The organism is Massilia genomosp. 1 (assembly GCF_011682185.1).
GTDB lineage: Bacteria > Pseudomonadota > Gammaproteobacteria > Burkholderiales > Burkholderiaceae_D > Telluria_A > Telluria_A rubra.
In genome coordinates this window covers 1-24890 of the sequence record NZ_WHJF01000025.1, presented here as the reverse complement: position 1 = coordinate 24890, position 24890 = coordinate 1, and the positions used below count along the sequence as shown (strand labels likewise).

Sequence of the window (24890 nt, the reverse complement as noted above, 5' to 3'; positions counted from 1 at the left end):
TGCTTAGAAGTCGAACTGCGCCGACACCCGTACCGTACGCGGAGCGCCCGGCAGCAGATAGCCACCCAGCTCCTGCGTCACATCGCGCCAGTAGAACTTGTCGGCCACGTTGTCCACCGTCGCGCGCACCGTTGTGGACACGCCCGCGATGCGCGTTGCGTACGCGCCACCCAGGTTGAACACGCTGTATCCCGGCACCAGCGTCTTGTTCTCGATATCGAACGCCTTCTTGCCGGTGTATTGCCACATCCCGTTCACCTTCAAACCAGCCACCGCCGGCACGGCATACTCCAGCACCGTCGCCGTCTTGAACTTCGGTACATTGCTCACGCGCTTGCCGTCCAGCGAAGCGGTGCCGGTCCCTTCCTGCTGCGTATCGAGCGCCATCAGCGAGACGCTGTATTTCAGGTCCTTGCCAGCCTTGCCCTGCGCAGCCAGCTCCAGCCCATTGTGCTTTTGCTCGCCGCTGCGGACAAAGGTATTGGCCGCGTTGGTGTACTCCAGCCCCTTGACGATGCTGAACACGGAGGCCGACATGCTGAGCGCATCATTGACCATGGCCTTGACGCCGAACTCCACCTGCTTCGAGCGGCTTGGATCGAGCGAGGCGAATTCGTTCGCGGTGCGCTTGGGTGCCACGCCGCCATGCTCCATGCCGTGCGCCAGCGAGCCGTACACCGTCCAGTCGGGCGTCGGGTTGTACACCAGTGCGACGTTCGGCAGCAGGAAGGTGGTGTCGGTGCTGGCGTTGCGCTTGATGCCCACATAACGCAGGCCGGTGTGCAGCTTGAACTGCGCGCTAAGGGACAGGATGTCCTGCACCACGAGGCCGCGTTCATGGTCGTTGCGGCGCTCGGTCAGCGGCCCGGTGACGCGGCTGGCATCGACCGGCGGCACCACCAGGTTGTTGTAGATATTGCTGAAGCCGACGTAGTCGTACACGTACTCGCCTGCCTTGTCGCTGCGTTCCAGATAGGTCGCACCGACCGTCAGCTCGTGGCCGATCGCGCCGGTGGCGAACTTGCCCTGCAACAGGGCCTGCGCGCCGAGCGGCGACTTGCGCTCGCCCACGCTCTGGTAATCGTAGACGTCGTAGTCGCCATTCGAGCAGTAACCAGGATAGAAACCATCGCCCTCGTTGCCGCAGCCGTAAGGGAAGGCGGTGTAGTCATCGCGCTTGAATTGGTGCTTGTTGGCGCTGACGGTGGTGCGCCAGGCGTCGTTGATCAGGTATTCGAAGCGCAGGCCGATATTGCTGGTGCGGGTGTCGACCGGCTTGGTCCATGGCTGGTTGTTGAGCAGCGTCTTGGCCGAGATGTTGGTGGGCAGCGCAACGCCGCCAATGAGCTGGTAGCCCGGCGCGGTGATCTGGGATTTTTTCTGGTAGTCCATGTCGAGCTGCAGCAGCGCCTGCGGCGACATCTGCCAGTCGAACGCGCCCGAAACAAACGAGCGCTCGCCGTCCGCGCCTTTGACGTAGGAACGCAGGCGCTCGCCGGCGGCGTTGACACGGTAGCCGAAGCGCTTGTCCTCGAAGCGGCCACCCAGGTCGACGGCGCCGTACACGGTGCCGCGCTCGCGCGCTTCGACGGTGACCGAGCGCAGTGGCGCGGCGGTCGGGCGCTTCCCCGCGTAGTTGACGATGCCGCCCGGCGCGGTCACGCCGGCCTGCAGGCCCGACAAGCCCTTGAGGATTTCGATGCGCTCCTTGTTCTCGAGCGGGATCTGGGTGTCGCCCGAGATGGCGATGCCGTCCTTGCGGTAGCTGGCGCCGTTATCGAGCATGAAGCCGCGGATCGAGAACTGTTCGGCGTAGCCGATCGCGTTGTACGAGTCGCTCACGCTGGCGTCGAACTTCATGGCGTCGGTGCTGTTGCGGATGCTGTAGTCCTGCATCTGCTCGTGGCCGATGGACACCACCGTGGCCGGCGTGTACAGCAGCGGCGTGTCGGAGAAACCGGCCACGCTGGCGCGCTCGGCGCTGATCTGCCGGGCGCCGCTGACGACGACTTCAGGCATCGATTGCGAACTGGTTTGCGCGTGTGCGGAAAAGGCGAATGCCTGGACGATGGCCAGGGCGATGACAGACTGCTTGAATTTTGGCGATGACATAGTGTGCTCGTATTACGCGCCGGCGTGCGGGGCGTTGCTTAAAAAAGCCGGAGCCAACGGGGGAGCAAACAAAGGAGGGAACTACTTTGCGCTTTCCTTCGCTGGCATTATCCAGATCAGGTACGGAGGGTATCTCTCACCCGGAAAATGACTTCCAGGACCCCTAGCGAAGGTCGATTTTATCACAGCTGGCGTGGGCGCAGAAGGCCCGCGCCAGCGATGTGTGGCGCGCTTTACAGGCTCATTTCCAGTACCTTGCGGCTGACATCGAGCGTGACGTCGCGCTGCTCGCCGAGTTTGACCATGCGGTGCGCCTCTAACGCCGCCAGCACGCCGTCGATGTCTTTCGCACCCAGGCCGTAGTCGCCCAGGCGGGTTTTGACGCCCATCTGCTCGAAGAATTCTTCGGTGCGGGTGATGGCGGCCTCGATGCGGGTGTCTTCATCGCCGCCGGACAGGTTCCACACGCGTTCTGCGAATTGCAGCAGCTTGGCGCGCTTGGCTTCCTTGCGCACGCGCAGCATGCTCGGCAGGACGACGGCCAGCGTTTGCGCGTGATCGAGATTGTGCAGCGCGGTCAGCTCGTGGCCGATCATGTGGGTGGCCCAGTCCTGCGGCACGCCGGCGCCGATCAGGCCATTCAAGGCCAGGGTGGCGGTCCACATGATGTTGGCGCGCACGTCGTAATCGTCGGGATTGGCCAGCGCCTGCGGGCCTTCTTCGATCAGCGTGAGCAGCAGCCCTTCGGCGAAGCGGTCCTGGACCTTGGCGCCGACCGGGTAGGTCATGTACTGTTCCATGACGTGCGCAAAGGCGTCCACCACGCCGTTGCCGACCTGGCGCGTGGGCAGCGAATAGGTTTTGCCCGGGTCGAGCACCGCGAACTTCGGAAAGCATTTGCGGCTCATGAACGAGTACTTCTCGTGGGTCGACTTGCGGGTGACGACGCCGCCGCTGTTCATTTCGGAGCCGGTGGCGGGCAGGGTCAGCACCGCGCCGAACGGCAGGGCGGCAGTGATGTTCGATCCGCGCTTTTCCAGGATGGTCCACGGGTCGGCGTCGAGCAGGGCGCCGGCGGCGATGAACTTGGCGCCGTCGATGACCGAGCCGCCGCCCACGGCGAGCAGGAAGTCGATTTTCTCGGCCTTGACCTGGGCGATCGCGCGCATCAGCGTTTCGTAGCTGGGATTCGGTTCGATGCCGGCGAATTCGGTGACGCTAAAGCCGGCCAGTGCGGCCATGACCTCGTCGTAGACGCCGTTCTGTTTGATGCTGCCGCCGCCGTAGACCAGCAGCACGCGCGCGGAGGCGGGAATGTGTTTGGACATTGCGCCGATCTGGCCCTGGCCGAACAGGATCTGGGTCGGGTTGTAGAAGTCGAAGTTAAGCAAAATGGATCCTCGTGTTGGCTCGATGATGATGCCAGATTATCGCTCAAGCACGAAATTCTTGCGGGGAGGGGGCCAAAAACCCAGGCTTACTTTTCGGCCGCGGCCTTCAGGTTCGCCAGCCCCTTCTCGAAATCCCTGCCGATGATCCGGTCCATGCTCATGAAGACGCTCATGATTTTCGAGATGAAGGGCATCGGGCCGGACATGGTCCAGCTTACCTGCGTTTGCCCGTCCTTCGGCGCGAGCGTGAATTCGGTCACGTTCGACACCTCGAACGGCTTGATGAAATCGAGCTTGATCACGACCCTGGACGGGGGCGTGAGTTCGGTAATTTCCATTTTGCCGGCGCCGACGTCGTCATTGCCGGTCCAGGCGTACCGCGCGCCTTTGCCGCTCGGCGCGCCGCTGTGGACGCGCTGCATGCCTGGGTCGAGCCGCTCCCACGGCGACCAGCCCTGCCATTGGTGGAAATCGCCGACCAGCCCCAGGATTTTCTCCGGCGGCGCCTTGATGGCTACCGAGCGGGTCACGGAAAACGTGTCCGGCTGCATCGCCGCCGTGCCCAGAATGCCGATGATCAAGAGCACCAGCACCAGCGCGATCCTTCGTATCATGGCGTTCCCCTTATATAGGTCGGAGCATGCGCTGCCGGATCGGCAGCATTGGCAGATTAGCACGGCGTGCGCTGCCCGTTCAAGCGGATCGGCGATAATCGCCGCACAACTGATCCATGCATGGGAGACGCGATGACGTATGAACTTTACTACTGGCCGACGATCCAGGGACGCGGCGAATTCGTTCGCCTGGCGCTGGAGGAGGCGGGCGTGGCGTATGTGGACGTGGGGCGCCAGAAGAATGGCGCCGACAAGGTTGCGGCCGAGCTTGCCGTGCAGGCGACCCCGGCGTTTGCGCCGCCGTTTCTCAAGGCGGGCGCGCTGACCATCGGCCAGACGGCGAATATCCTGCTGTATCTGGGCGCGCGCCACGGCCTTGCGCCACGGGCCGAAGCGGGCCGCCTGTGGACCCATCAGTTGCAGTTGACGATTGCCGACTTCGTCAACGAAGCGCACGACACGCATCATCCCGTGGGCGTGTCGCTGTATTACGAAGACCAGAAAAAGGAAGCGAAACGACGTGCCGCCGATTTTGTAGGGAACCGAATACCCAAGTTCTTGTCTTACTTTGAGGGTGTGCTGCGGCAGCCCAAGCGCCGCGGCGGTTTTTTGGTGGGTACGCGCCTGTCGTACGCGGATTTATCGATGTTCCAGGTGATGGAGGGTTTGCGCTATGCGTTTCCCAAGGCGATGAAGCGGCTCGAAGGCGACTATCCAGGGCTGGTGGCGTTGCACGACCAGGTGGCGCAGCGGCCGAATATTGCCGCCTACCTGGCGTCGAAGCGCCGGATCGCGTTCAACGAAGAGGGAATTTTCCGGCATTATCCTGAGCTGGACCGCTGACGGCCAGCCTCTGACCGTTGACCGTTGACCGCTGACCGCTTGCCATTGACTGTACGCGGTTGACGGTTGCTGGCGATGGCTGCCGGCTGCGGATTGCGGATTGCGCTCGGGATTCGCTTAGTGCGCCCCGACTGCGCGGCTCGTGCCCGCCACCTGCACCAGTCCGTCGCGACGGTCGAGCCAGCCTGCGAGCGTGGTCAGTCCCAGCGCACCGACCACGACAATGGCGCCGATCCACGGCGTGGCCATCAGCCCCACATGCGCCACGATTAGCCCGCCGCCCCAGGCGCCGAGTGCGATGCCGACGTTGAATGCGGCAATGTTGAGCCCCGACGCCACGTCGACCGCCTGCGGCGCGTCCCGTTCGGCGCGCTGCACCACGTACACTTGCAGCCCCGGCACATTGCCAAACGCTACCGCGCCCCACAACAACACCGTACCCAGCGCCAGCCACGTGTTCGAGGCGGTAAAGGTCAGCAGCAGCAAGACGGCGGCCAGCAGCGCAAAGACGATCTGCAAGGCCTTGATCGGGCCTTTCTTGTCGGCCAGTTTGCCACCCCAGATATTGCCGAATGCAAGCGACACGCCGTACACCAGCATCACCAAGCTCACGCTGGCTGCTGAAAAGCCGGACACTTCCTGCAAAATCGGCGCCAGATAGGTGAACGCGATGAAGGTGTCGCCGTAGCCCAGGGTGGTCATGGCGTACACCAGCAGCAGGCGCGGTTTCCTGAGCACGGCCAGTTGCGTCAGCAGGCTTGCCGGTGGACTCATGGCGATATTCGACGGTACCAGGAAATAGCTGCCGACAAAGGCGATCACGCCCAGCAGGGACACCGCCAGAAAGGTCGATTGCCAGCCGAAGCTCTGGCCGATCCAGGTTCCCAGCGGCACGCCTGTGACCAGCGCGACGGTCAAGCCGGTAAACATCAGCGCAATGGCGCTGGCGGCCTTTTCCTTGCTCACCAGGCTGGTGGCGATGGTCGAGCCGATCGAAAAGAACACGCCGTGCGCCAGGCCGGTGAGGACGCGCGCGGCCATCAGGGCGTCGTAGCCGGGCGCCATCCAGGCTACCAGGTTGCCGACGGTGAACAGTGCCATCAAACCCAGCAGCAAATGCTTGCGCGGCACGCGGCCGGTCAGGGCGGTCAGGACCGGCGCGCCGATGGCCACGCCAAGCGCGTACAGGCTCACCAGCAGGCCAGCCGAGGGAAGCGACACGCCGAGGCTGGCGGCAATGGTGGGAATGAGGCCGACGATGACGAATTCGGTGGTCCCGATGGCGAAAGCGCTGAGTGTCAGCGCCCAGAGTGCGAGTGGCATGGATTCTCCAGTTGAGGCGGTTTGCGATGACATGCAGTCTGCGCGCAAAGCCAAGGAAGAAAAATGCCCCGCAGCACACTATACTTTTGACTGGCAGTCACTAATCGCATGGCGACCTTGTGCCTTCCCGTACAATGGCTTTTTGACTGTGGAGAAAGACATGATCGACGTCGACGCGCTCAGTGCGTTTGCCGCAGTCATCGATACCGGTTCATTTTCGGCCGCCGCCGAGCGGCTCGGGCAAACGCCGTCCGGCATCAGCCGCGCCATTGCCCGGCTCGAATCGCAGCTGGGCATGACCCTGATGCACCGCACCACCCGGCGCCAGGACTTGACCGAAGAGGGCGACTGGCTGCTCGGCCGCGCGCGCACCATCCTGGCCGAGCTGGAAGATACCGAAGCACAAGTGTCGGCGCGCCGTTCCCAGCCATCCGGCCTGGTGCGCGTCAACGCCGCCACGCCCGCGCTCGATCATCTGGTGGCGCCCTTGGTGCCGGCCTTTCTCGACGCCTACCCCTTGATCCGGCTCGAACTGACCAGCGGCGAAACCCTGGTCGACCTGATCGAAGAGCGGGCCGATGTGGCCATTCGCATCGGCCAGCTGGCGGATTCCAGCCTCAACGCGCGCCGTCTCGCCAGCAGCGCGCTGCGGCTGCTGGCCGCGCCATCCTATCTTGCGCGCCACGGCACGCCTGCCACGGTGCGGGAATTGGGCGCCCATCGCTTGCTCGGCTTCACCGCGCCGGCCTCGCTCAACACCTGGCCGCTGGCGGAAGAGGACGGGGGCACGGGTAGCGAAGGGGTGGCGGTGAGTCCGGCGGTACTGGCCTCGAGCGGGGAAACCCTGCGCCACCTGGCGCTGGCGGGGGCGGGCATCGCCTGCCTGGCGGATTTTCTGACGCGCGCCGATGTCGAGGCGGGCCGGCTGGCGCCCGTGCTCGACCCGCTGACCCTGCCTTGGTCGCAGCCGGTATGGGCGGTGTTCTACAAGCAAGGCGCGCTGGCGCCGCGGGTGGCGGCGCTGGTCGATTTCCTGGCGGACCGGCTCGGCGCGACGGTGCTGACGCCGAGCAGCCCGCGCGCCGGTGTGCGGACTAAAGGCTGATGCTGATCTTGCGCGGCGCCTGATACATTTCCTGGGTCATCAGATCGACACCGCAAGGCAGCGTTTCAATCCAGTCGAGGAAGCGCCCGATCATCGCGCGTCCCTTGAACGGCGCGCCATGCTGCGGCACCATCCATTCCGGATCGAGCTTGCGCACCATCTCGACCCAGTAGCGGCAAACTTTGTTCGACACCATGTAGCGCGCGTGGAATCCGCGCATGTAGGGCAGGTGTTTGTCGAAGTCTTGCACCGGGTCCATCGCCAGGCCGTCCGGCAGCATCGATGCGCCCATGTCCCCGGAGAACAAAATGCGGCTGACCGGGTCGTAAAACTGGAAGTTTCCTTCCGCATGCAAAAAATGCGCGGGCAGGATCTGGAATTCGGTCTCGCCCAGCGGCAACAGGCTGCCCTCGTCGGGAATGGCGATGATGCGGCCTTCGGTTTTGCCTTGCGCGCAAAAGTGCGGCACGAAACGCGACCAGATCGACGAAATCAGCAGCTTGGTATCCGAACCGGCCAGCCAGCGCGGCAGCGACGCGATGATGTCGGGATCGGCGTGCGAAGCGAAGACATAACGAAGCTGTTTTGGTGGGAAATACTTGCTCATTTCCATGTACAGCTCGTTGTAGGTCAACACACCGCCCGGGTCGAGCAAGATGCCGGTGCCATCCTGGACAATCAAAAACTGGTTCGATTGGACCGAGGCTTCGCCTTCATCGACCAGATCGGAGAACATCAGGCAGATGTGCTTGCCGTTATTGAACAGTTCGATCGCCATGATAACCCTACCTCTGAAAGGGTTTATTGTAGACCTTCAATTGGCTCTTGGCAATGTTTCCAATTCAAACTCGTGAGTCGTGTAGTGCGGCGCGTCGTTTTGCGGTAGGCTTATGCAACCGACATCAGGAGCAGCCGCATGAGCACACCGTATTTACCGGCACAGCCGGAACGCAGCGAGATCGATGCCACGCCGGGCGTGCTGGTGCTCGATTTCGGCACCGACTGGTGCGGCCATTGCCGCGCGGCGGCGCCGCTGATCGAACAGGCGCTCGCGGCCATGCCCGAGGCGCGTCATATCAAGGTCGAGGACGGCAGTGGCCGCAAGCTGGGCCGCTCATTCAAGGTGAAGCTGTGGCCGACAGTAGTGGTCATCAAGGATGGCAAGGAAGTCGCACGCGTGGTGCGCCCGGACGTCGTGGCCGAGCTGCGCAAGGCGCTCGAAGCCTGAAAGTCTGCGCGGGCGAGGGGGGCGCTTCATTAGCGGATCGACCAAGCGCACAATGTTGTTTTATGTGTTACGGTTAAGGAAAGGGTGCTGCAGAAGCATCCATCATCCCGCGCCCCCGAGGACCAGATGATCTTTGCCGCCGATACCGAAGAATGTTCGCTGCTCGTCTTTCCCGACGCGCTGACGGCGTCCGTCTATTGCGACGCGGTCGATGTGGAGGCAACTTTGTGGCGTTTCTGGGATGACGAAGGCACGCCGCTGATGCCGGCCTTCCTTGTGCCCAACGAGCGGCACCTGTTCACCACCACCACGGGTGTGTACAGCCTGGTTCCGGTGAACGAGGGTCACTATGAATTCTTATGGGATGCGCTACGGCATATCCGCCAGGTGATCGGGGAAATGCCGTTTACCGATGTGCGCGCGGTGCGCGACTATCTGGTCATGCAATGCGGCGGACAGGCTTCTCCGGCCTGAATCAGGCCTTGTCACCCGGCAGCGCCGCCGCGCGCGGCTGTCGTGCCCCGCGCGGCACATCCATTACTGGCGATTCGGATTGTTCGGGCGCTCATCGCGACGATTCGGCACGCCGTCGCCGTCATTGTCGCGCTGTCCACGCGCCCAGTTACCGCGCTGCATTTCCCAGCGTCCATCACGTTCCTGCCACGCCGGTGCGGTGTAATGGTAGCCCTTGCGGTCGCGAATCCACGCGCCACGGACCCAGACGTGATGATTGTTGCGCCAGTCCCAGTGGCCCGGCGCCCAGACATAACCGCGCCGTGGCGGCGGTGTGCGTTCCGCACGCGGTTCCGGCGGCGCTTCGCGCACGATGATCACCGCCGAGATGGCGGGGGCGGCGATGCTGCCGAGCGAGCCGGCAATCAGGGCGGCAATTAACAGTTTTCTCATTATCGTCTTCTCCTGGTTACGAATGGTGTCCGATCTTTATACGCCGTGCGTAAATGCATGTATGTGCGCAATCGCTCATAGGCTTGCGTTTGCAAAACGTTGACTTTTGCGCGCCCCGCGCCTATCGTCATTGCCACTATCACCACCCGAGAGCGAGCTCCATGATCCTGCGCACCACTGCCATCGTCCTGGCCGGCATGCTGGCGCTGCCCTGCCACGCAGCCCCCGCCGGTGACGCGCGCGACGCCTTTTTCGCCAACCTCGGCAAGCTCTGCGGCGCCGTGTACGAGGGCGCCTCGCTTGCGCCCGACGACGGCGGCGAAGCCTTCGCCGGCAAGAAGCTGGTCGCCACCGTCAGCGCCTGCAACGCCAGCGAGATCCGGATTCCCTTCGTCGTCGGGGCTGACGCTTCGCGTACCTGGATCGTCACCCGCACCCCGTCCGGGCTGACCTTGCAGCACGACCACCGCCATGCCGACGGCTCGCCGGACGAGCAAACCATGTACGGCGGCGCCGCCGGCAGCGACGGCAGCGCCATCGCCCAGAGGTTCCGCGCCGATGCCTACACGGCGCGCCTGATTCCCGCCGCCGCCACCAAGGTCTGGACGCTCTCGGTTTCGCCGGACGGGAGCAAACTCAGTTACGTGCTGGAGCGCGACGGCAAGCCGCGCTTTCGGGCCGAGCTGCTGCAAACGCGCGTGCCGAACCGATGACCGCGCCGCGGTTCGATGTGGTCGTCATCGGCAGCGGCTTCGGTGGGCTGTGCGCCGCCGTCAAGCTCAAGCAGGCCGGCATCGACAATTTTGTCATCCTCGAAAAAGACCGGGAGTTCGGCGGCACCTGGCAAGTCAATACCTATCCCGGCTGCGCGGTCGACATTCCCAGCCACGTGTATTCGTTCTCGTTCGCGCCCAATCCGAACTGGACGCGCCGCCTGGCCAGCCAGTCCGAACTGCTCGACTACACGCGCGCCATCGTGCGCGACTTCGGCCTCAGGCCGCACCTGCGCCTCGGTGTCGCCTACGAAGGCGCGCAGTTCGAGGAGGAGGGCGGCTACTGGCGTGTTCGCACCAGCGCCGGGCCATTGAGCGCCAAGTGCGTGGTGTCGGCCCTGGGCGCGATGAACCGGGCGGCGATTCCGGCCTTGCCCGGCATCGACACGTTTACCGGCGCGGCGTTTCATTCGAGCCGCTGGAACCACGACGTGGACCTGCGCGGCAAGCGCGTGGCGGTGATCGGCAACGGCGCCAGCGCGATCCAGTTCATCCCGCAGATTGCGCCCATCGTCGCGCAGCTCGATGTCTACCAGCGCACCGCGCAGTGGATCGTGCCGCGCCACGACCGCGCCATCGGCCCGCGCGAACGCTCGCTGTTGACCAGGCTCGCGCCGATCCGCCTGCTGTACCGCGCCTTCAATTACACCCTGTATGAGATCAACGCGCCGCTGTACGTGTTTTTTCCGCGCCTGTTCCGCCTCGCGCAGGCGGTTGGCTTGCGCCACCTGCATCGCCAGGTGACCGATCCGTTGCTGCGGCGCCAGCTCACGCCCGACTACACCATGGGCTGCAAGCGGGTGCTGGTCATGAGCGACTACTACCCGGCGCTCATGCGTTCCAACGTCAGCCTGGTCACCGGCGCGGTGGCGCAGGTGTACGCCAACAGCATCGTTTGCGCCGACGGCGGCGAGCGGGCGGTCGATGTGCTGATCTACGCGACCGGCTTTCATGTGGGGCACGCGCCGGGCGCCATCGACGTGCGCGGACGGGGCGGCAAGCGCCTGTTCGAGCATGACCAGGATTGCTACAAGGGCTGCGCCGTGGCCGGCTTTCCGAACTACTTTACGGTCACCGGTCCGAATAGCGGGCTTGGTCACAATTCGATGATCTACATGATCGAGTCGAGCGTCAATTATGTGGTCGAGGCCATCAAGGCGATCCACGCGCAGGGCCTGCACTCGGTCGACGTCAAGGCGCAGGTGCAGCGCGACTTCGTCGCCAGGGTACACGGCAAGCTGCGCGGCACGATCTGGAACAGCGGCTGCAAAAGCTGGTACCTCGATGCGCGCGGGCGCAATTACGCGGCCTGGCCGGGCTTTACCTTCACCTATCGCTGGGCCACGCGCCGCTTCGACATCGGCAACTACGTGGTGCGCACCTGATGCCCGTGCCCGATTTCGAGGTCATCGTCATCGGCAGCGGCTTCGGCGGCTTGTGCGCCGGCGTGCGGCTCAAACAGGCCGGCATCGACAATTTCATCATCCTCGAAAAAGACAAGGACTTCGGCGGCACTTGGTGGGTGAACACCTATCCCGGCTGCGCGGTTGACATTCCCAGCCATCTGTATTCGTTCTCGTTCGCGCCGAATGCGCGCTGGACGCGCCGTTTCGCGGGGCGGGACGAACTGCTGGCCTACACCCGCTCGCTGGTGCGCGACTTCGGCCTGGCGCCGCACCTGCGCCTGGGCTGCGCCTGCGAAGGCGCGCAATTCGACGAGGAGGGCGGCTACTGGCTGGTGCGCACCGGCGCCGGCACGCTCACCGCCAGGTCGGTCATCAGCGCGCCCGGCGCCCTGAGCCGCGCATCCATTCCGGCCTTGCCGGGACTGGCCGACTTTGCCGGCCCCGCCTTTCACTCGAGCCGCTGGGACCACGCGGTCGAGCTGCGCGGCAAGCGCGTGGCCGTCATCGGCAACGGCGCCAGCGCAGTCCAGTTCATTGCGCAGATTGCGCCGCTGGTCGCGCAGCTCGATGTGTATCAGCGCACGGCGCAATGGATCATGCCGCGTCCCGACCGCATGATCGGCCCGCGCGAGCGCTCCTTGCTGGCGCGCGTGGCGCCGCTGCGGCTCGCCTACCGCGCCCTGAACTACCTGCTGTACGAATCGCGCGCGCCACTGTTCCTGACCACCTCGCGCCTCTTGGCGCTGCCGCAGTGGGTGGCGCGCCGTCATCTGGAACGCCAGGTTGACGATCCGCTGCTGCGGCGCCAGCTCACGCCCGGCTACAAGATGGGCTGCAAGCGGGTGCTGATGGCGAACGATTTTTATCCGGCCCTGGCCCGCCCCAACGTCAAGCTGATCACAAACAGCATCAGCCGGGTAAGCGCCAACGCCATCGCCAGCGCCGACGGCGCCGAACGAGCGGTGGACGTGATCATCTTCGCGACCGGGTTCGAAGTCGAGCGCGTGCTCCACGCGCTCGACGTGCGCGGGCGCGGCGGCAAGCGCATGTTCGCCGACAGCCTGGAAGCCTACAAGGGCTGCACGGTGGCGGGCTTCCCGAACTATTTCACGATCGTCGGGCCGAACACGGGCCTGGGCCACAACTCGATGATCTACATGATCGAGGCCGGCGTACACTATGCGCTGGCCGCCATCAAGACCATCCGCGCGCGCAAGCTGCTGTCGGTCGATGTGAAGGAGGAAGTCCAGCGCGCCTGGAACGACAACTTGCAACGCAAGCTGCGCGGCGGTGTGTGGAGCAGCGGCTGCAAGAACTGGTACCTTGATGGGAAGGGCCGCAATTACGCCATCTGGCCGGGGTTTACCTTTTCCTACCGCTGGGCCACGCGCCGTTTCGACAGCGAGAACTACACCCTGCGCTGATCGCGGCGTCAGCTCGCCAGCGCCATCACCAGCGCGATGCGCAGGCCGCCGCCGTCGCGGTTGCTGACCTGCAGTTCGGCGTTGTGGCGCAAGACCACCCGTTCCACGATCGCCAGTCCGAGCCCGGCGCCGTTGGCCTGTCCGCGCGCGCTGTCCATGCGCGTGAACGGCTTGAGCAGCAGTTCGATATGATCGTCCGGCACGCCCTGGCCGTGGTCCTGCACTTCGATCACCACGCGTTTGCCCAGGCCGTGCGGCTTGATGCGGCACGAAATATCGAGTTCGGTAAAGTCGCTGCCCGGCGTCTTGCCGTAGCGGCGCGCGTTCTCCACCAGGTTGTTGAAGACGCGCCGCAGGTCGGTGGCGTTGCCCATCACGTGTACGCCTTCTTCGATGTGGGTCGTGACATGGATGTCGAGCATGCGCTCCGCTTCGCGCGCGGTGTCCTGCAGCAGTTCGCCGATATCGACCGGAACGAACGTGGCCGCCTCGGTCGGCTTGGCGTAGTCGAGGAACTGGCCGATGATGGCGTCCATCTGCTCGATATCGGACTGCATGCCTTCGCGCGCTTCGTTACTGAGCTTGGCCATTTCCAGCTCGAGCTGCATGCGCGTGAGCGGCGTGCGCAGGTCGTGCGAAATGCCGGCCAGGATGACGGCGCGATCCGATTCGACCTGCTGCAAGTCTTCCACCATCTGGTTGAAGCTGCGATTGGCTTCGATGATCTCTTTCGATCCTTTTTCGGGCAGCCGGTCCGGTTTTTTGCCCTGCGCGATGGCGCGCGCGGCGGCGGTCAGGCGCGCCAGCGGCAGGTTGACCAGGCTCGAAATGAGCGCCGCGCCGACCACCGACAAGGCGCCGACCACCGTGGCCCAGCCGAGCCACTGCACGCCGGTCAAGCCTTCCAGGCGTTCGCGCTCGAGCATCAGCCAGTAACTGTCGTCGTCGATCTTGAAACTGATCCAGAAGCCGGCGGTGCCGTTCACGCGGCTCGAAAAACGCGTGTCGGCGCCCAGCTTGGACTTGATGATGGCTTCGATTTCCGGCATCAGGGTGCTGTCCGGCGGCGGATCGACCGCGTCGGAACTTTCCAGCGTAAAGATGCGGATACCTTCGTTGCTGACCAATTCGAACAGCAGTTCGCGCCGCAGTTCGGGCGCGGAGTGGGTCAGGGCGGCTTTGGTGATGGTCACCACCGAAATGACCAGGTCGGCCGTCTGTTCGACCTGCGGACCGCGCTGCACGGCGCTGATCATCCCGATCCACGAGGCCATGGACAGCGTGGTCAGGATGCTGAGCAAGAGGAAGGTGCGCCAGAACAGGCCGCTCCTGAGCCAGCTCATTTGCGTGCCGTGAGGCGTGCTTGAATCGCGTGCGAACACTAGCGTGGCTGGCCTTCAGGAATGAACACATAGCCCAGGCCCCACACGGTCTGGATATACAGCGGGGACGAGGGATCGGGCTCGATCAGCTTGCGCAGGCGCGAAATCTGCACGTCCAGGCTGCGGTCGAATACTTCGTATTCGCGCCCGCGCGCCAGTTCCATGAGTTTTTCGCGCGAGAGCGGCTGGCGCGCATGGCGTGCGAACACCTTGAGCACCGAGAATTCGCCGGTCGTCAGCGGCACCGTCTCGCCATTTTTCTTCAGCGTGCGCGTGCCCAGGTCCAGCACGAACTGGCCGAACTCGAAGGATTGCGGCGTTTCGGATGGCGCGCCCGGAATCTCGTCCGGGCCCTTGCGGCGCAGGACGGCGCCGATACGGGCCACCAGTTCGCGCGGATTGAAGGGCTTGGGCAGGTAGTCGTCGGCGCCCATTTCGAGGCCGACGATGCGGTCCACGTCTTCGCCTTTTGCGGTGAGCATGATGATCGGGGTCTGGTCGCCCGCGCCGCGCAGGCGGCGGCAGATCGACAGGCCGTCTTCGCCTGGCAGCATCAGGTCGAGCACCAGCAGGTCGTAGCGCTCGCGCAGCCACAGCTTGTTCATGGCGGGCGCGCTCTCGGCGGTGACCACCGAAAAGCCCTGTTCGGTAAGATAGCGGCGCAGCAAATCGCGCAGGCGCACGTCGTCGTCGACTACCATAATCTTGGCGGCGTGACCATTGGCGTTCGCCTGCGTTGTATTGTTGCCTGAGGTAGGGGAGGCTGGTGTGTTCATTTGGCTGTCAGATTTGTCAGATTCATGTCGCTATGGTAACGTCATATCGCCCGATAGAACACGATGCGCGAAGGTCATTACATACTGTTACAAACTTTACCCAATTCGGCTTATGCTCAGATGCAAATGGTCATACACTGAGTCCAGTAGCAGGTCAAGCTTATATGTTTATCAGGCACTGCGGAAGAGGATCATCATGAATAACGCGCACATCGAAACCAAGACAGCCACCCTCGCAGATCGTTGCAGGCATGCGTTCGTGCGTCGCGTTGCTGTGTGCTGCCTGTTCGCTTGCGCCGGCTTGTCCGTGGCCCAGGCCAACCCCGGCGACAAGGAACGCGATGCCCAGCGCATGGCCGACGCGCAGCGCGCCCAGCAGCAGCGCCAGGATACCCAGCGCCAGTTCGAAGCGCGCGCCGACGACCAGCGCCGCCAGTTGCAGGCCCAGCAGGACCAGAACGCCCAGAATGCCGACGCCGCCCGGCGTGGCAGCCGCATGACGGCCGACGAGCGGCGCGACCTGCGGCGCCAGATCAACGAAGCCGGCGTCGACATCTACAAGAACGCGCCGCGCCGCTGACCTTCTCCCGGGCGCGCCACGGCGCCCGGCGCCTTCGCGCACCTGCCTCCCCCTTCGCACTCCCCATTCCCCGGATTGTTACATTTGCTGAGTTTCGCGCATTCACTTGTATATTTGCTTGAGACAAGCTGTTACGCTAGAAAAAACTTACCAGTAGCGAAATACACTTGCCAGGTGTATAAGCTTGCATCAAATGGAGTGCCGTCTTGTCGATTGAATTTTCTGGCGCAAGTTCGCCCCGTCCGGCCGCCGGCCCGGGCGCTGCAATGCCCGAGCTGGATCACTGCATCATCGAGCGTCACGACGGCGTGTACGGCGACCCGAGCGTGCTCGGCACGACCTTCGGCGCCGCCATCGACCGCATCTTCGCCACCAGTTACCTGGTCGATCTCGACTATCCCTTGCTGATCAAGGCCGTCTACGGGGCCGGCCCGCCCTTGCCCAAATCGGCCGATGGCCACGTGATCATCCGCCTGGCCTCGGCCATCCGGCCTTTCAGCCCGCTGCGGCGCCCGCTCTACAAGTCGGTCAAGATCAACCGCGGCAAGGCCGAGTATTTTTTCGAGCCGGTGTACGTGGCCGACCCCGCCGACCCGGATGGTCCGGGCAACCTCGAGCGGCTCGATGTGGACGAATTCATCGCCGACATGTGGGGCAAGGGAATCCGTTTCGGGATCGATGTCGAGGCGGTGCGCCTGGCCATCGACGGCGGCAAGTCCGAGCGCGTGGTGGTGGCCAGGCTGCTCGAAGCACGGGCGGGGCGCGACGCGCATGTGATCGAAGTGACCAGCGACCTGCATCGCAGCGACGCGCCGCTGCAACTGGCCAACGGCAAGCTCGATCTGATGGCCTTCCAGAACCGCTTTCCCCAGGTCGAGAAGGGGGTGCGGCTGCTCAAGAAGGTGCCGCGCGTGGCGGGCAAGCCGGGCTTCGAGTTGTCCGGATTGCGGATCGAACCGCCCGTGCCGAAGGATGCCGAAGTCACGCCCATGGCCGGACCGGGGACGGTGGTCGAGGTCACGGGCGAGGGCGAATTCCTGATCGCGCAGCACACCGGTTTTTTGAATGTGGACAGCAAGAGCGGCCAGATTTCGGTGGGCGACAAGATCATCAGCCGCGATGGCGTGAGCGCGCGCACCACCGGCAACCTGAAACTGAGCGGCGACTTCGAAGAATTCGGCGAAGTGCAGGAAAAGCGCGTGGTTGAAGGCGAGGGCATCACGATTCACGCCGACGTGTTCGGGAACATCATCTCGCGCGGCGGCACGGTGCTGTTGAACCGCAACCTGGTGGGCGGCACGGCGCATAACGCGCGCGGCGATATCCGCGTCAAGGGCGTGGCGTCGGGCTCGGTGATCCAGGCCAGCGCCGGCGAGGTGGTGCTCAACCGCGCCGAGAGCTGCGTCATTTCCGGCACGCGCGTGACCATCATGCACGCGGTGAACTGCGAGATCATGGGCGAGGACGTGACGATCAGCCAGGCCGAGGGCTGCGCCATCGCGGCGCGCACGGTGACGGTCAACAGCGCCGGGCCGCGCCGGCAGAGCGAGATGAACATCTTCGCGCTGCAACCCGACAGCGCGCGCCTGGACGAGGTGATCGAGACGATGACGGCGCGGGTCGCGCAGTTCGCCGCGCTGGCGCTGCGGCGCAAGGCCGAGATGGACGCGATGACCAATGAGCCGGAAGTGCGCAAGTACGTCATGCTGGCCTCCAAGGTGCGCAAGAAGGAGTTGATCTTGACCGAGGAGCAGGTGCCGATGTTCCAGAAGATGGCGTTGGCGGCGGGGCCGGCCTTGAAGGCGATCGCCAGGGTGTCGCTGGACGTGAAGGCGGCCGAAACGGAGCAGCAGGCCGGGGCCGCGCTGGTGGCGGAACTGGTGCGCCAGCGCGACGACAGCGCCGGGCTCAGTTCGGTGACGGTCAAGCGGATCGAGGGCGAGACGGTGGTGCGGGGGATGACTTACAACCCGGACGGCGCCAGCATCTACGACTTGCCGGCCAAGGACATCAAGCTCAAACTGCGCACCACGCGCGCCGAGGGGGAGGTGATTTTTGCGGGGGACGAGGGCGCGGTCGATTGGAATAGCGGGGCGTGAGACGCGCTACTCGCTGACTTTCCCCCGCATCGCCTTGGTCTGCCCGCTTTTGGTCTTCGAATCGAGCCGGCGGCGCTGCGAGCCCCTGGTCGGCTTGGTCGCACGCCGTATCGTGGGCAGCACCGCCACGCTGTCGACCAGCTCCTGCAACCTGCGCAGCGCATCTTCCTTGTTCTGTTCCAGGCTGCGCGACTGCTGCGCCTTGAGCACCACCACGCCGGCCTGGGTGATGCGCTGGTCCGACAGGGCCAGCAGCCGCTCCTTGATCGCCTCGGGCAGCGACGACGCGCCCACGTCGAAGCGCACATGCACCGCGCACGAGACCTTGTTCACATTCTGGCCGCCAGGCCCCTGGGCGCGGATGGCGGAAAACGCCACCTCGCCCGGATCGATCGTTGCGTTCACGGCGCCGGCGCCGCAGCCGCCGGCGTCGCCACGACATCGTCTTCGATCGCGTCGAGCGCGCGGTAACACGCCATCGCCTGCGCCGACAGTCCCTTGAACAGCACCGGATCGTCCTGCCCCAGGCGTTCGTTATCGACCAGGATGCGCACCTTGCTCAGGTAATCGGACTGGGTCAGCAAGCGTCCCAGCGGCGACACCGGCACGCCCTTGCGCATGCCGGCCTGCTCGCCGATGGCGCTGACCACGTTCTCCGGGAAATTCCATTCGCGCCCGATGCTGCAGCTCAGGATGCGGGCGTCGCGCACCAGGCGCGCGCAGAACATCTCCGAGCCCAGTTCTTTCTCTGCGCGGCTCATCTGGTCCATGATGCGCAGGGTGACGATCAAGCCCACGTTCTGTACCAGCCCGGCGAGGAAGGCTTCGAAGGGATCGACGCCCATGCCTTCGGCCAGCATGCGGTTGGCCACCGCGCAGCGCTCGGACTGGTCCCAGATGCGCGGCGCCAGCAAGCGTGTGTACTGGCCCGAATTGAGGTCGATGATGGGGCGGAAGGCGACGCTGGTGATCAGGTGGCGCAAGCCTTCCTGGCCGATCAGCATGACCGCGTGTTCGACGCTGGCAATCGTGGTGCCGCTGCCCTTGAACGAGGTATTGGCCATGCGGATCACGGCCGCCACCAGCACCACGTCGTTGGAGATGGTGCGCGAGAGCTGCGCGCCCGAGAAGTTATCGCTGCGCAGGCTTTGCAGCAGTTGCGGCAGCAGGCCGGGAAGGCGCCGCACCAGCGCCGCGCCGGATTGCTGCGACGCCAGGATGGCCGTGAGCGCGTCGAGCACCTGGTTTTCGTGCGGCGTGGTGTCCAGGCCAGTAACGTCGGCATTCTCGAACAGCCAGTTGAAATAGCTGCCATTGACGCCGTCGCGCTGCTCGAACGATAACTGGGCCGCCGATCCGGGTGGCGCGCCGCCAGTCGCTGCGACGGCTGACGCCTGGCTGGCCTGCGCCGCGCCGGGCGCGTCGGGCGCCGGCTCGGAAGCAGAAAAAAGTCGCTTCACCCATTGATACATTGTCCGTCCTTCAAGTTCGCAATGATCCCCGTGGAATATTGCCGCCCCATTGTAAAGACTTCCCGTTGCTTTGCAAGCGCGGCCAGACTGGCCCAAACCTTGATCGCGCTCAACGAGACGCTTGCACACGCGCATTACGATGGGGTTTCGCGACCTTGCCGCAGCCCCGCAGAGACGAAAGGACCACCATGCACACGATTTCAACGCAGTCTGCCCCCGCCGGCAAGAGGGAGTTCCTGAGCTTTCAGCTAGGTGGCATGGAATACGGGGTGGATTTTTGCAAGGTGAAAGAATTGCTTACCTTCCAGTCGCTCGAGCGTTTCGCCTCGGAAGGGGCGATCGTCAAGGGCGTGGCGGTGTCGCGCGGCGTGATCATGCCGCTGGTGGACATGCGGGTGGCGTTCAACGAGCGCGCCGCCTCGCCCGGCCCGATGACCGACGTGATCATCCTGCAACTGTCGAGCTGCGTGATGGGGATGCTGGTGGACGGGGTGACCGACGTGGTGCGCCTGTATCCGGACCAGATCACGCCGATTCCCGGCATGACCCGCGAGAACGGCTGCGATTATCTGATGGGACTGGGCGAAACCGACGGGCGGCGTTTGATCCTGGTCGATATCGACAAGCTGATGTCGATCCGGCGCGAGACGGTGACGCAGCAGGCTGCGTAAGGCGCTGTCGTTACCCTCAAAACCGTCGCCCCCGCCTGCGCGGGGGCGACGGGGTGTAGTGCGCGCTGCGGTAAGGGTTACGCCGCCAACCCTTCCAACTGCTCCTGCAACTCCATCCACTCCGCTTCCAGCTGCGCCAGGTCCTTCTTGTAGAACGACTGGTCCGCCAGCAGCGTTTTCAGTTTGGCCTTGTTGGCCGCCTCATAGATGCTCGCTTCGCCGAGCTTGGCGTCGACGTCGGTCTTTTGCTCGTTGCGCTTGGCGATCTGCTCTTCCAGGCGCTTGATCTTGCCTTCGATCGGCTTGCGCAGCGCCGCCGTGCGCTGGCGCTGTTCCGCGTCCTGGCGCTTCTGCTCCTTCTGGTCCTTCTTGTCGACCACCGGCGCGCTCGGCGCCGCAACCGCCGCCGCCACCGGGAACGCCGTCTTGTTATCCTTGCCCGCCGCCGGCAGCACGGTGGTGCCCTTGCCAAGCTTGGTCTGGAACAGCCAGTCCTTGTAGTCGTCCAGGTCGCCGTCGAACGGCTGCAGCCTGCCGTCGGCGACGATGATGAACTGGTCGGTGGTCGCGCGCAGCAGATGGCGATCGTGCGATACCACGACCAGGGTGCCTTCGAACTGCGCCAGCGCCATGGTCAGCGCTTCGCGCGTTTCCAGATCCAGGTGATTGGTCGGTTCATCGAGCAGCAGCAGGTTGGGGCGCTGCCAGACGATCAGCGCCAGTGCCAGGCGCGCCTTTTCGCCGCCGGAAAACGGGCGGATCGGGCTGGTGACCATATTGCCCGGGAAGTTAAAGCCGCCCAGGAAGTTGCGCAGTTCCTGTTCGCGCACCGTCGGCGCGATTTTGGACAAGTGCCACAGCGGCGACTCGTCATGGCGCAGCATTTCCACCTGGTGCTGGGCGAAGTAACCGATCGACAGGCCCTTGCCGAGCGTGGCGTCGCCCGTGAGCGGCATCAGTTCGCCGGCGATGGTCTTGATCAGGGTCGATTTGCCGGCGCCGTTCACACCCAGCAGGCCAATGCGCTGGCCGATCTGGAGCGAGAACTTGATGCCCGATACGATCACCTTGTCGCCGACCTTGTCGCCATGCTCGTCGAGGATATGGTAGCCGGCGTCCACGTCTTCCATCACCAGCAGTGGATTCGGCGCGGCCAGCGGCTCGCGGAACTCGAACGAGAATTCGGCGGCGGCGCGCAAGGGCGCCAGTTCTTCCATCTTTTCGAGCGCCTTCATGCGGCTCTGGGCCTGGCGCGCTTTCGAGGCTTGCGCCTTGAAGCGGTTCACGAACGACTCGAGGTGGGCACGCTGGCGCTGCTGCTTGGCCAGTGCGCCGGCGGCCAGGATCATCTGGGCCGCGCGCTGGCGTTCGAAACCGGAGTAGTTGCCCGAGTAGCGTTTCAGCCTGCGCTCGTCGATATGCACGATGACGTTGACGATCTCGTCGAGGAAGTCGCGATCGTGCGAAATGATGATCAGGGTGCCGGCATAGCGTTTGAGCCAGTCTTCCAGCCAGATGATCGCGTCCAGATCCAGGTGATTGGTCGGTTCATCGAGCAGCAACAGGTCGGAAGGGCACATCAGCGCCTGCGCCAGGTTCAGGCGCATGCGCCAGCCGCCCGAGAAGCTGACGATCGGCATCTGCATCTGCGACAGCGAAAAGCCAAGGCCCAGCAACAGCTGTTCGCCGCGCGACTGCACCGTGTAGGCGTCGGCGTCGGCCAGCGCGCTGTAGATCTCGCCGATGGCGATGCCGTTCTCGGTCGATTCCGGTTCCGATTCCAGGCGCGCCAGTTCCGCTTCGAGTTTGCGCAGGTGGACGTCGCCGTCGATCGCGTAGTCGAGCGCCGCGCGTTCGAGCGGCGGCGTTTCCTGGGCCACGTAAGCCATGCGCCATTTGGCGGGGAAATCGATCTCGCCCTGGTCCGGGTGCAGTTCGCCGCGCAGCATGCCGAACAGGCTCGATTTGCCGGCCCCATTGGCGCCGATCAGGCCGATTTTATCGCCCGGGTTAAGGGTAAGGTCGACGCCTTCCAGCAGCGGCTTGGTGCCGCGCATCAGGCTAACGTTCAGGAAACGGATCATGTTCTACTTTTTGTAATGAGTGAGGATTACTGTGCTTGCAACTGCTCTGCGGTGAGCAGGAAAACCATGTCGTCGCCGGCGCTGGTGGTCACCCAGGTCAGGCCGAGGTGGCCGAAGGCCGCTTCCGCGTAGTCGCGCTCGTTGCCGATTTCGACCATCAGGATGCCGTTCGGCGTCAGGCGTTCGGCGGCCCCGGCGACGATCTTGCGCACCAGGTCCATGCCGTCGGCGCCGCCGTCGAGCGCAATCTGCGGCTCGCGCAGGTACTCCGGCGGCAGCGACGCCATCGACGCCGAATTGACGTACGGCGGGTTCGAGATGATCAGGTCATATTTTTTGAACGGGACATTCTGGTACAGGTCCGAGGCGATCGGGTTGACCCGGCCTTCGAGCTTGTATTCGCGGATATTGCGTTCGGCGACGGCCAGCGCGTCGGTCGAAATGTCGACCGCATCGACCACGCTGTCGGGGAAGGCGTCGGCCATCATGATCGCCAGGCAGCCCGACCCGGTGCATAATTCGAGGATGTTCTCGACCGCGTACGGATCTTCCACCCAGGGGCTGAACTGGTGCGGGATCAGTTCATGGATGAAGGAACGCGGCACGATCACGCGCTCGTCGACGTAGAAGGCATAGGTGCCCAGCCACGCTTCGTTGGTGATGTAGGCGGCCGGCACGCGTTCCTTGACGCGCCGTTCGATCACGGCCAGCACCTGCAGCACTTCGTCCGGCAACAGGCGGGCGTCGAGGAAGGGATCGAGCTTGTCGAGCGGGAGCTTGAGTGTGTGCAGGATCAGGTAAGCCGCTTCGTCCAGCGCTTCGGCGCTGCCGTGGCCGAAAAACAGCTTGGCGCCGTTGAAACGGGTGATTGCATAGCGCAGCAGGTCGCGCGGCGTGGTAAAAGTCGATGTAAACAGGGTAGTCGTCATGGCTGTTCTCGGGTCATGTGTTGTGCGGCGCAGGCGCCAGCAGGTGCTCGAGCGTGCGGCGATAGATATTCTTGAGCGGATCGATGAAGCGCACGTCGATGTGCTCGTCGATCTTGTGGATGCTGGCATTCGGAGGGCCGAATTCTATCACCTGCGGGCAGATGCGGGCGATGAAGCGCCCGTCCGAGGTCCCGCCCGTGGTCGATAATTCGGTCGTCACGCCAGTCTCCGACAAAATGGCGTTCGACAGCGCATCCGACAAAGTGCCGCGCGGAGTCAGGAAGGGCAGGCCGGACAAGGTCCACGCCAGGTCGTATTCCAGGCCATGCTTGTCGAGGATCGCATGCACGCGCGCTTTCAGTCCATCCGCCGTGCTGGCGGTCGAAAAGCGGAAGTTGAAGTCGATCGTCACCTCGCCCGGGATCACGTTGTTGGCGCCCGTGCCGGCGTGGATGTTCGACATCTGCCAGGAGGTCGGCAGGTAGTATTCGTTGCCCGCATCCCACTGCTCGGCGGCCAGTTCGGCCAATGCCGGCGCACTCTGGTGAATGGGATTACGCGCCAACTGCGGGTAGGCGATGTGGCCCTGGATACCGCGGATGGACAATTTGCCCGACAGCGAACCGCGCCGGCCATTCTTGATCATGTCGCCCAGGGTGGACGCCGATGTCGGCTCGCCCACCAGGCAGTAATCGATCTTTTCGCCGCGCTCTTCCAGCAGGCGGCAGACCACCACGGTGCCGTCGGTGGCCGGGCCTTCTTCGTCGCTGGTGATCAAAAAGGCGATCGAGCCGGTGTGACCGGGGTGTGCGGCGATGAATTCTTCGCACGCCACGACCATGGCCGCGATCGAGGTCTTCATGTCGGCCGCGCCGCGTCCATACAGCTTGCCGTCGCGCTGGGTGGGAATGAAGGGCTGCGACTGCCATTGTTCGACCGGGCCGGTCGGCACCACGTCGGTGTGGCCGGCGAACACGAACACCGGCGAGGCGGCGCCCTTGCGCGCCCACAGATTGGTCACGCCGTTCGATTCGATGGTCTCGCACACGAAGCCGAGCGGCGAAAGCAGGTCGATCAGGTGCTGCTGGCAGCCTTTGTCGTCGGGTGTGATCGAGGACAGCGCGATCAGTTTTTCGGTCAACGCGAGGGTACGGGAAAAGGTCATTGGCGTCTTAAAGTGAGAAGATCTGGCGGTACTGCGCATCCGAAAAGCCGACCGACAGCTTGCCGGCGCCGGCCAGCACCGGGCGCTTGACGATGGATGGCTGTTCGAGCATCAGTTCGAGCGCGCTGGCTTTGTCGACGATGGCCGCACGGCGCTCGTCGGGCAGCTTGCGCCAGGTCGTGCCCTTGCGGTTGACCAGCACTTCCCAGTCCAGTTCTTCGAGCCAGGCGGCCACGGTGGCGCGCTCGAGCCCCTGCTTCTTGAAGTCGTGGAAGTCGAATGGCTGCTCGTGCTCCGCCAGCCAGGTGCGGGCTTTTTTGACGGTGTCGCAGTTGGGAATGCCGTACAGGGTTTTTTTCATGGTCGATCAGGAGCGTGGCGGTCCGGCCCGGCATGCGGGCGTGGTTGCCTGAGTATTCTTGGGGAACCCGGGAGGATACCACAGGCGCACCGCTGGTAGCGCGGTGGCCGGGGAGAAGATAGGGCGATTGCATGAAGGCTGGGACGTCGCGGTGAGCAAAGATTGTAAATATTGCTTGTAAACTCGCCGAGAAAGGCGTTTACTCTTGATATTTGGACGCGAGAATGACACACGGACCGATGTCGC

At 64.2% G+C, this 24890-nt stretch carries 24 protein-coding genes and 1 riboswitch; of the genes, 10 read left to right on the top strand and 14 right to left on the bottom strand.

Going from position 1 to position 24890, the window contains the following annotated elements; translation table 11 throughout:
- Positions 1-3: 3 nt before the first annotated feature.
- From F1735_RS11820 to F1735_RS11810, 3 genes are all read right to left on the bottom strand, one after another.
- The gene (locus F1735_RS11820; protein WP_167237108.1) at positions 4-2112 is read right to left on the bottom strand and encodes a TonB-dependent siderophore receptor; all 2109 of its coding nucleotides are present in this window, start codon (positions 2110-2112) and stop codon (positions 4-6) included.
- A 76-nt stretch (positions 2113-2188) separates the two neighbouring features.
- Positions 2189-2287: riboswitch (TPP riboswitch) on the bottom strand.
- A gap of 58 nt (positions 2288-2345) precedes the next feature.
- Positions 2346-3503 (bottom strand): iron-containing alcohol dehydrogenase, encoded by a 1158-nt coding sequence (locus F1735_RS11815; protein ID WP_167237107.1) that lies wholly within the window; start codon positions 3501-3503, stop codon positions 2346-2348.
- Positions 3504-3589: 86 nt separating this feature from the next.
- Positions 3590-4117, bottom strand: a complete 528-nt coding sequence (locus F1735_RS11810; RefSeq protein WP_167237106.1) for an SRPBCC family protein — start codon at positions 4115-4117, stop codon at positions 3590-3592.
- Between the two features lie 132 nt (positions 4118-4249).
- Between F1735_RS11810 and F1735_RS11805 the strand changes: the two genes are divergently transcribed.
- Positions 4250-4960, top strand: coding sequence for a glutathione S-transferase (locus tag F1735_RS11805; RefSeq protein ID WP_167237105.1), 711 nt, complete (start codon positions 4250-4252; stop codon positions 4958-4960).
- A gap of 117 nt (positions 4961-5077) precedes the next feature.
- Here F1735_RS11805 and F1735_RS11800 read toward each other — a convergent pair whose 3' ends face one another.
- On the bottom strand, positions 5078-6283 hold the full coding sequence (locus tag F1735_RS11800; RefSeq protein ID WP_167237104.1) for an MFS transporter: 1206 nt from the start codon (positions 6281-6283) through the stop codon (positions 5078-5080).
- Between the two features lie 160 nt (positions 6284-6443).
- Between F1735_RS11800 and F1735_RS11795 the strand changes: the two genes are divergently transcribed.
- Positions 6444-7388: a LysR family transcriptional regulator gene (locus F1735_RS11795; RefSeq protein ID WP_167237103.1), complete on the top strand. Its 945-nt coding sequence runs from the start codon at positions 6444-6446 to the stop codon at positions 7386-7388.
- Here F1735_RS11795 and F1735_RS11790 read toward each other — a convergent pair.
- A complete protein-coding gene (locus tag F1735_RS11790) occupies positions 7378-8166 on the bottom strand; it encodes an MBL fold metallo-hydrolase (RefSeq protein WP_167237102.1) in 789 nt (262 codons plus the stop codon). The two genes, F1735_RS11795 and F1735_RS11790, sit on opposite strands and share 11 nt — an antisense overlap.
- A 138-nt stretch (positions 8167-8304) precedes the next feature.
- Here F1735_RS11790 and F1735_RS11785 point away from each other — a divergent pair, with 138 nt between their 5' ends.
- Both F1735_RS11785 and F1735_RS11780 read left to right on the top strand, forming a co-directional pair.
- Positions 8305-8616, top strand: a complete 312-nt coding sequence (locus F1735_RS11785) for a thioredoxin family protein (RefSeq protein ID WP_167237101.1) — start codon at positions 8305-8307, stop codon at positions 8614-8616.
- Between the two features lie 126 nt (positions 8617-8742).
- Positions 8743-9090: a hypothetical protein gene (locus F1735_RS11780; RefSeq protein WP_167237100.1), complete on the top strand. Its 348-nt coding sequence runs from the start codon at positions 8743-8745 to the stop codon at positions 9088-9090.
- Between the two features lie 63 nt (positions 9091-9153).
- On the opposite strand, the gene F1735_RS11775 is transcribed toward F1735_RS11780, so the two are convergent.
- Positions 9154-9522 (bottom strand): YXWGXW repeat-containing protein, encoded by a 369-nt coding sequence (locus tag F1735_RS11775; RefSeq protein WP_167237099.1) that lies wholly within the window; start codon positions 9520-9522, stop codon positions 9154-9156.
- Positions 9523-9683: 161 nt separating this feature from the next.
- On the opposite strand from F1735_RS11775, the gene F1735_RS11770 reads away from it, so the two are divergent.
- From F1735_RS11770 to F1735_RS11760, 3 genes are read left to right on the top strand one after another with little or no spacing between them, the layout of a single operon-like run.
- Positions 9684-10235, top strand: a complete 552-nt coding sequence (locus F1735_RS11770) for a hypothetical protein (RefSeq protein WP_167237098.1) — start codon at positions 9684-9686, stop codon at positions 10233-10235.
- Positions 10232-11680 (top strand): flavin-containing monooxygenase, encoded by a 1449-nt coding sequence (locus F1735_RS11765; RefSeq protein ID WP_167237097.1) that lies wholly within the window; start codon positions 10232-10234, stop codon positions 11678-11680. Before F1735_RS11770 ends, F1735_RS11765 begins: the two co-directional genes overlap by 4 nt.
- Entirely contained in the window at positions 11680-13125 is a 1446-nt protein-coding gene (locus tag F1735_RS11760) for a flavin-containing monooxygenase (RefSeq protein ID WP_167237096.1), read from the top strand. Before F1735_RS11765 ends, F1735_RS11760 begins: the two co-directional genes overlap by 1 nt.
- Before the next feature lie 8 nt (positions 13126-13133).
- Here F1735_RS11760 and F1735_RS11755 read toward each other — a convergent pair whose 3' ends face one another.
- Together F1735_RS11755 and ompR are read right to left on the bottom strand one after the other, a co-directional pair.
- The gene (locus F1735_RS11755) at positions 13134-14468 is read right to left on the bottom strand and encodes a sensor histidine kinase (protein WP_167237095.1); all 1335 of its coding nucleotides are present in this window, start codon (positions 14466-14468) and stop codon (positions 13134-13136) included.
- A 38-nt stretch (positions 14469-14506) separates the two neighbouring features.
- The gene (gene ompR / locus F1735_RS11750; RefSeq protein ID WP_229423363.1) at positions 14507-15208 is read right to left on the bottom strand and encodes an osmolarity response regulator transcription factor OmpR; all 702 of its coding nucleotides are present in this window, start codon (positions 15206-15208) and stop codon (positions 14507-14509) included.
- A gap of 271 nt (positions 15209-15479) precedes the next feature.
- Here ompR and F1735_RS36480 point away from each other — a divergent pair, with 271 nt between their 5' ends.
- Both F1735_RS36480 and F1735_RS11740 read left to right on the top strand, forming a co-directional pair.
- Positions 15480-15863, top strand: a complete 384-nt coding sequence (locus F1735_RS36480; RefSeq protein WP_229505726.1) for a hypothetical protein — start codon at positions 15480-15482, stop codon at positions 15861-15863.
- Between the two features lie 266 nt (positions 15864-16129).
- A complete protein-coding gene (locus F1735_RS11740; protein ID WP_167237093.1) occupies positions 16130-17962 on the top strand; it encodes a flagellar assembly protein A in 1833 nt (610 codons plus the stop codon).
- A 6-nt stretch (positions 17963-17968) separates the two neighbouring features.
- On the opposite strand, the gene arfB is transcribed toward F1735_RS11740, so the two are convergent.
- Entirely contained in the window at positions 17969-18367 is a 399-nt protein-coding gene (gene arfB / locus F1735_RS11735; RefSeq protein WP_167237092.1) for an alternative ribosome rescue aminoacyl-tRNA hydrolase ArfB, read from the bottom strand.
- Entirely contained in the window at positions 18364-19434 is a 1071-nt protein-coding gene (locus tag F1735_RS11730; RefSeq protein WP_167237091.1) for an HDOD domain-containing protein, read from the bottom strand. Before F1735_RS11730 ends, arfB begins: the two co-directional genes overlap by 4 nt.
- Before the next feature lie 188 nt (positions 19435-19622).
- Between F1735_RS11730 and F1735_RS11725 the strand changes: the two genes are divergently transcribed.
- Positions 19623-20105 carry a chemotaxis protein CheW gene (locus F1735_RS11725; RefSeq protein ID WP_167237090.1) on the top strand — a complete coding sequence of 161 codons (483 nt, stop codon included), beginning with the start codon at positions 19623-19625 and terminating at the stop codon, positions 20103-20105.
- A 77-nt stretch (positions 20106-20182) separates the two neighbouring features.
- Here the strand turns inward: F1735_RS11725 and F1735_RS11720 are convergent, their stop codons facing one another.
- Genes F1735_RS11720 through F1735_RS11705 form a run of 4 tightly spaced genes read right to left on the bottom strand, consistent with a single transcriptional unit; the run spans position 20183 to position 24644 of the window.
- Positions 20183-22189, bottom strand: a complete 2007-nt coding sequence (locus F1735_RS11720) for an ATP-binding cassette domain-containing protein (protein ID WP_167237089.1) — start codon at positions 22187-22189, stop codon at positions 20183-20185.
- A gap of 26 nt (positions 22190-22215) precedes the next feature.
- The gene (gene prmB / locus F1735_RS11715; RefSeq protein ID WP_373888506.1) at positions 22216-23118 is read right to left on the bottom strand and encodes a 50S ribosomal protein L3 N(5)-glutamine methyltransferase; all 903 of its coding nucleotides are present in this window, start codon (positions 23116-23118) and stop codon (positions 22216-22218) included.
- 13 nt (positions 23119-23131) lie between these two features.
- Positions 23132-24283 (bottom strand): succinyl-diaminopimelate desuccinylase, encoded by a 1152-nt coding sequence (dapE, locus tag F1735_RS11710; RefSeq protein WP_167237088.1) that lies wholly within the window; start codon positions 24281-24283, stop codon positions 23132-23134.
- A gap of 7 nt (positions 24284-24290) precedes the next feature.
- Positions 24291-24644, bottom strand: coding sequence for an ArsC family reductase (locus tag F1735_RS11705; RefSeq protein ID WP_167237087.1), 354 nt, complete (start codon positions 24642-24644; stop codon positions 24291-24293).
- Between the last annotated feature and the right edge of the window lie 246 nt (positions 24645-24890).

Bases quoted from the DNA above. Each gene is read 5' to 3' on its own strand.
- F1735_RS11730 (WP_167237091.1), bottom strand. From the start codon at position 19,434: ATGTATCAATGGGTGAAGCGACTTTTTTCTGCTTCCGAGCCGGCGCCC.
- prmB (WP_373888506.1), bottom strand. From the start codon at position 23,118: ATGACGACTACCCTGTTTACATCGACTTTTACCACGCCGCGCGACCTG.
- F1735_RS11785 (WP_167237101.1), top strand. From the start codon at position 8,305: ATGAGCACACCGTATTTACCGGCACAGCCGGAACGCAGCGAGATCGAT.
- F1735_RS11795 (WP_167237103.1), top strand. From the start codon at position 6,444: ATGATCGACGTCGACGCGCTCAGTGCGTTTGCCGCAGTCATCGATACC.
- F1735_RS11800 (WP_167237104.1), bottom strand. From the start codon at position 6,283: ATGCCACTCGCACTCTGGGCGCTGACACTCAGCGCTTTCGCCATCGGG.
- F1735_RS11740 (WP_167237093.1), top strand. From the start codon at position 16,130: ATGCCCGAGCTGGATCACTGCATCATCGAGCGTCACGACGGCGTGTAC.
- F1735_RS11720 (WP_167237089.1), bottom strand. From the start codon at position 22,189: ATGATCCGTTTCCTGAACGTTAGCCTGATGCGCGGCACCAAGCCGCTG.
- F1735_RS11755 (WP_167237095.1), bottom strand. From the start codon at position 14,468: ATGAGCTGGCTCAGGAGCGGCCTGTTCTGGCGCACCTTCCTCTTGCTC.
- F1735_RS11725 (WP_167237090.1), top strand. From the start codon at position 19,623: ATGCACACGATTTCAACGCAGTCTGCCCCCGCCGGCAAGAGGGAGTTC.
- F1735_RS11780 (WP_167237100.1), top strand. From the start codon at position 8,743: ATGATCTTTGCCGCCGATACCGAAGAATGTTCGCTGCTCGTCTTTCCC.
- F1735_RS11775 (WP_167237099.1), bottom strand. From the start codon at position 9,522: ATGAGAAAACTGTTAATTGCCGCCCTGATTGCCGGCTCGCTCGGCAGC.
- dapE (WP_167237088.1), bottom strand. From the start codon at position 24,283: ATGACCTTTTCCCGTACCCTCGCGTTGACCGAAAAACTGATCGCGCTG.
- F1735_RS11790 (WP_167237102.1), bottom strand. From the start codon at position 8,166: ATGGCGATCGAACTGTTCAATAACGGCAAGCACATCTGCCTGATGTTC.
- F1735_RS11820 (WP_167237108.1), bottom strand. From the start codon at position 2,112: ATGTCATCGCCAAAATTCAAGCAGTCTGTCATCGCCCTGGCCATCGTC.
- F1735_RS11760 (WP_167237096.1), top strand. From the start codon at position 11,680: ATGCCCGTGCCCGATTTCGAGGTCATCGTCATCGGCAGCGGCTTCGGC.
- F1735_RS11765 (WP_167237097.1), top strand. From the start codon at position 10,232: ATGACCGCGCCGCGGTTCGATGTGGTCGTCATCGGCAGCGGCTTCGGT.
- F1735_RS11810 (WP_167237106.1), bottom strand. From the start codon at position 4,117: ATGATACGAAGGATCGCGCTGGTGCTGGTGCTCTTGATCATCGGCATT.
- F1735_RS11705 (WP_167237087.1), bottom strand. From the start codon at position 24,644: ATGAAAAAAACCCTGTACGGCATTCCCAACTGCGACACCGTCAAAAAA.
- F1735_RS11805 (WP_167237105.1), top strand. From the start codon at position 4,250: ATGACGTATGAACTTTACTACTGGCCGACGATCCAGGGACGCGGCGAA.
- F1735_RS36480 (WP_229505726.1), top strand. From the start codon at position 15,480: ATGAATAACGCGCACATCGAAACCAAGACAGCCACCCTCGCAGATCGT.
- ompR (WP_229423363.1), bottom strand. From the start codon at position 15,208: ATGGTAGTCGACGACGACGTGCGCCTGCGCGATTTGCTGCGCCGCTAT.
- F1735_RS11770 (WP_167237098.1), top strand. From the start codon at position 9,684: ATGATCCTGCGCACCACTGCCATCGTCCTGGCCGGCATGCTGGCGCTG.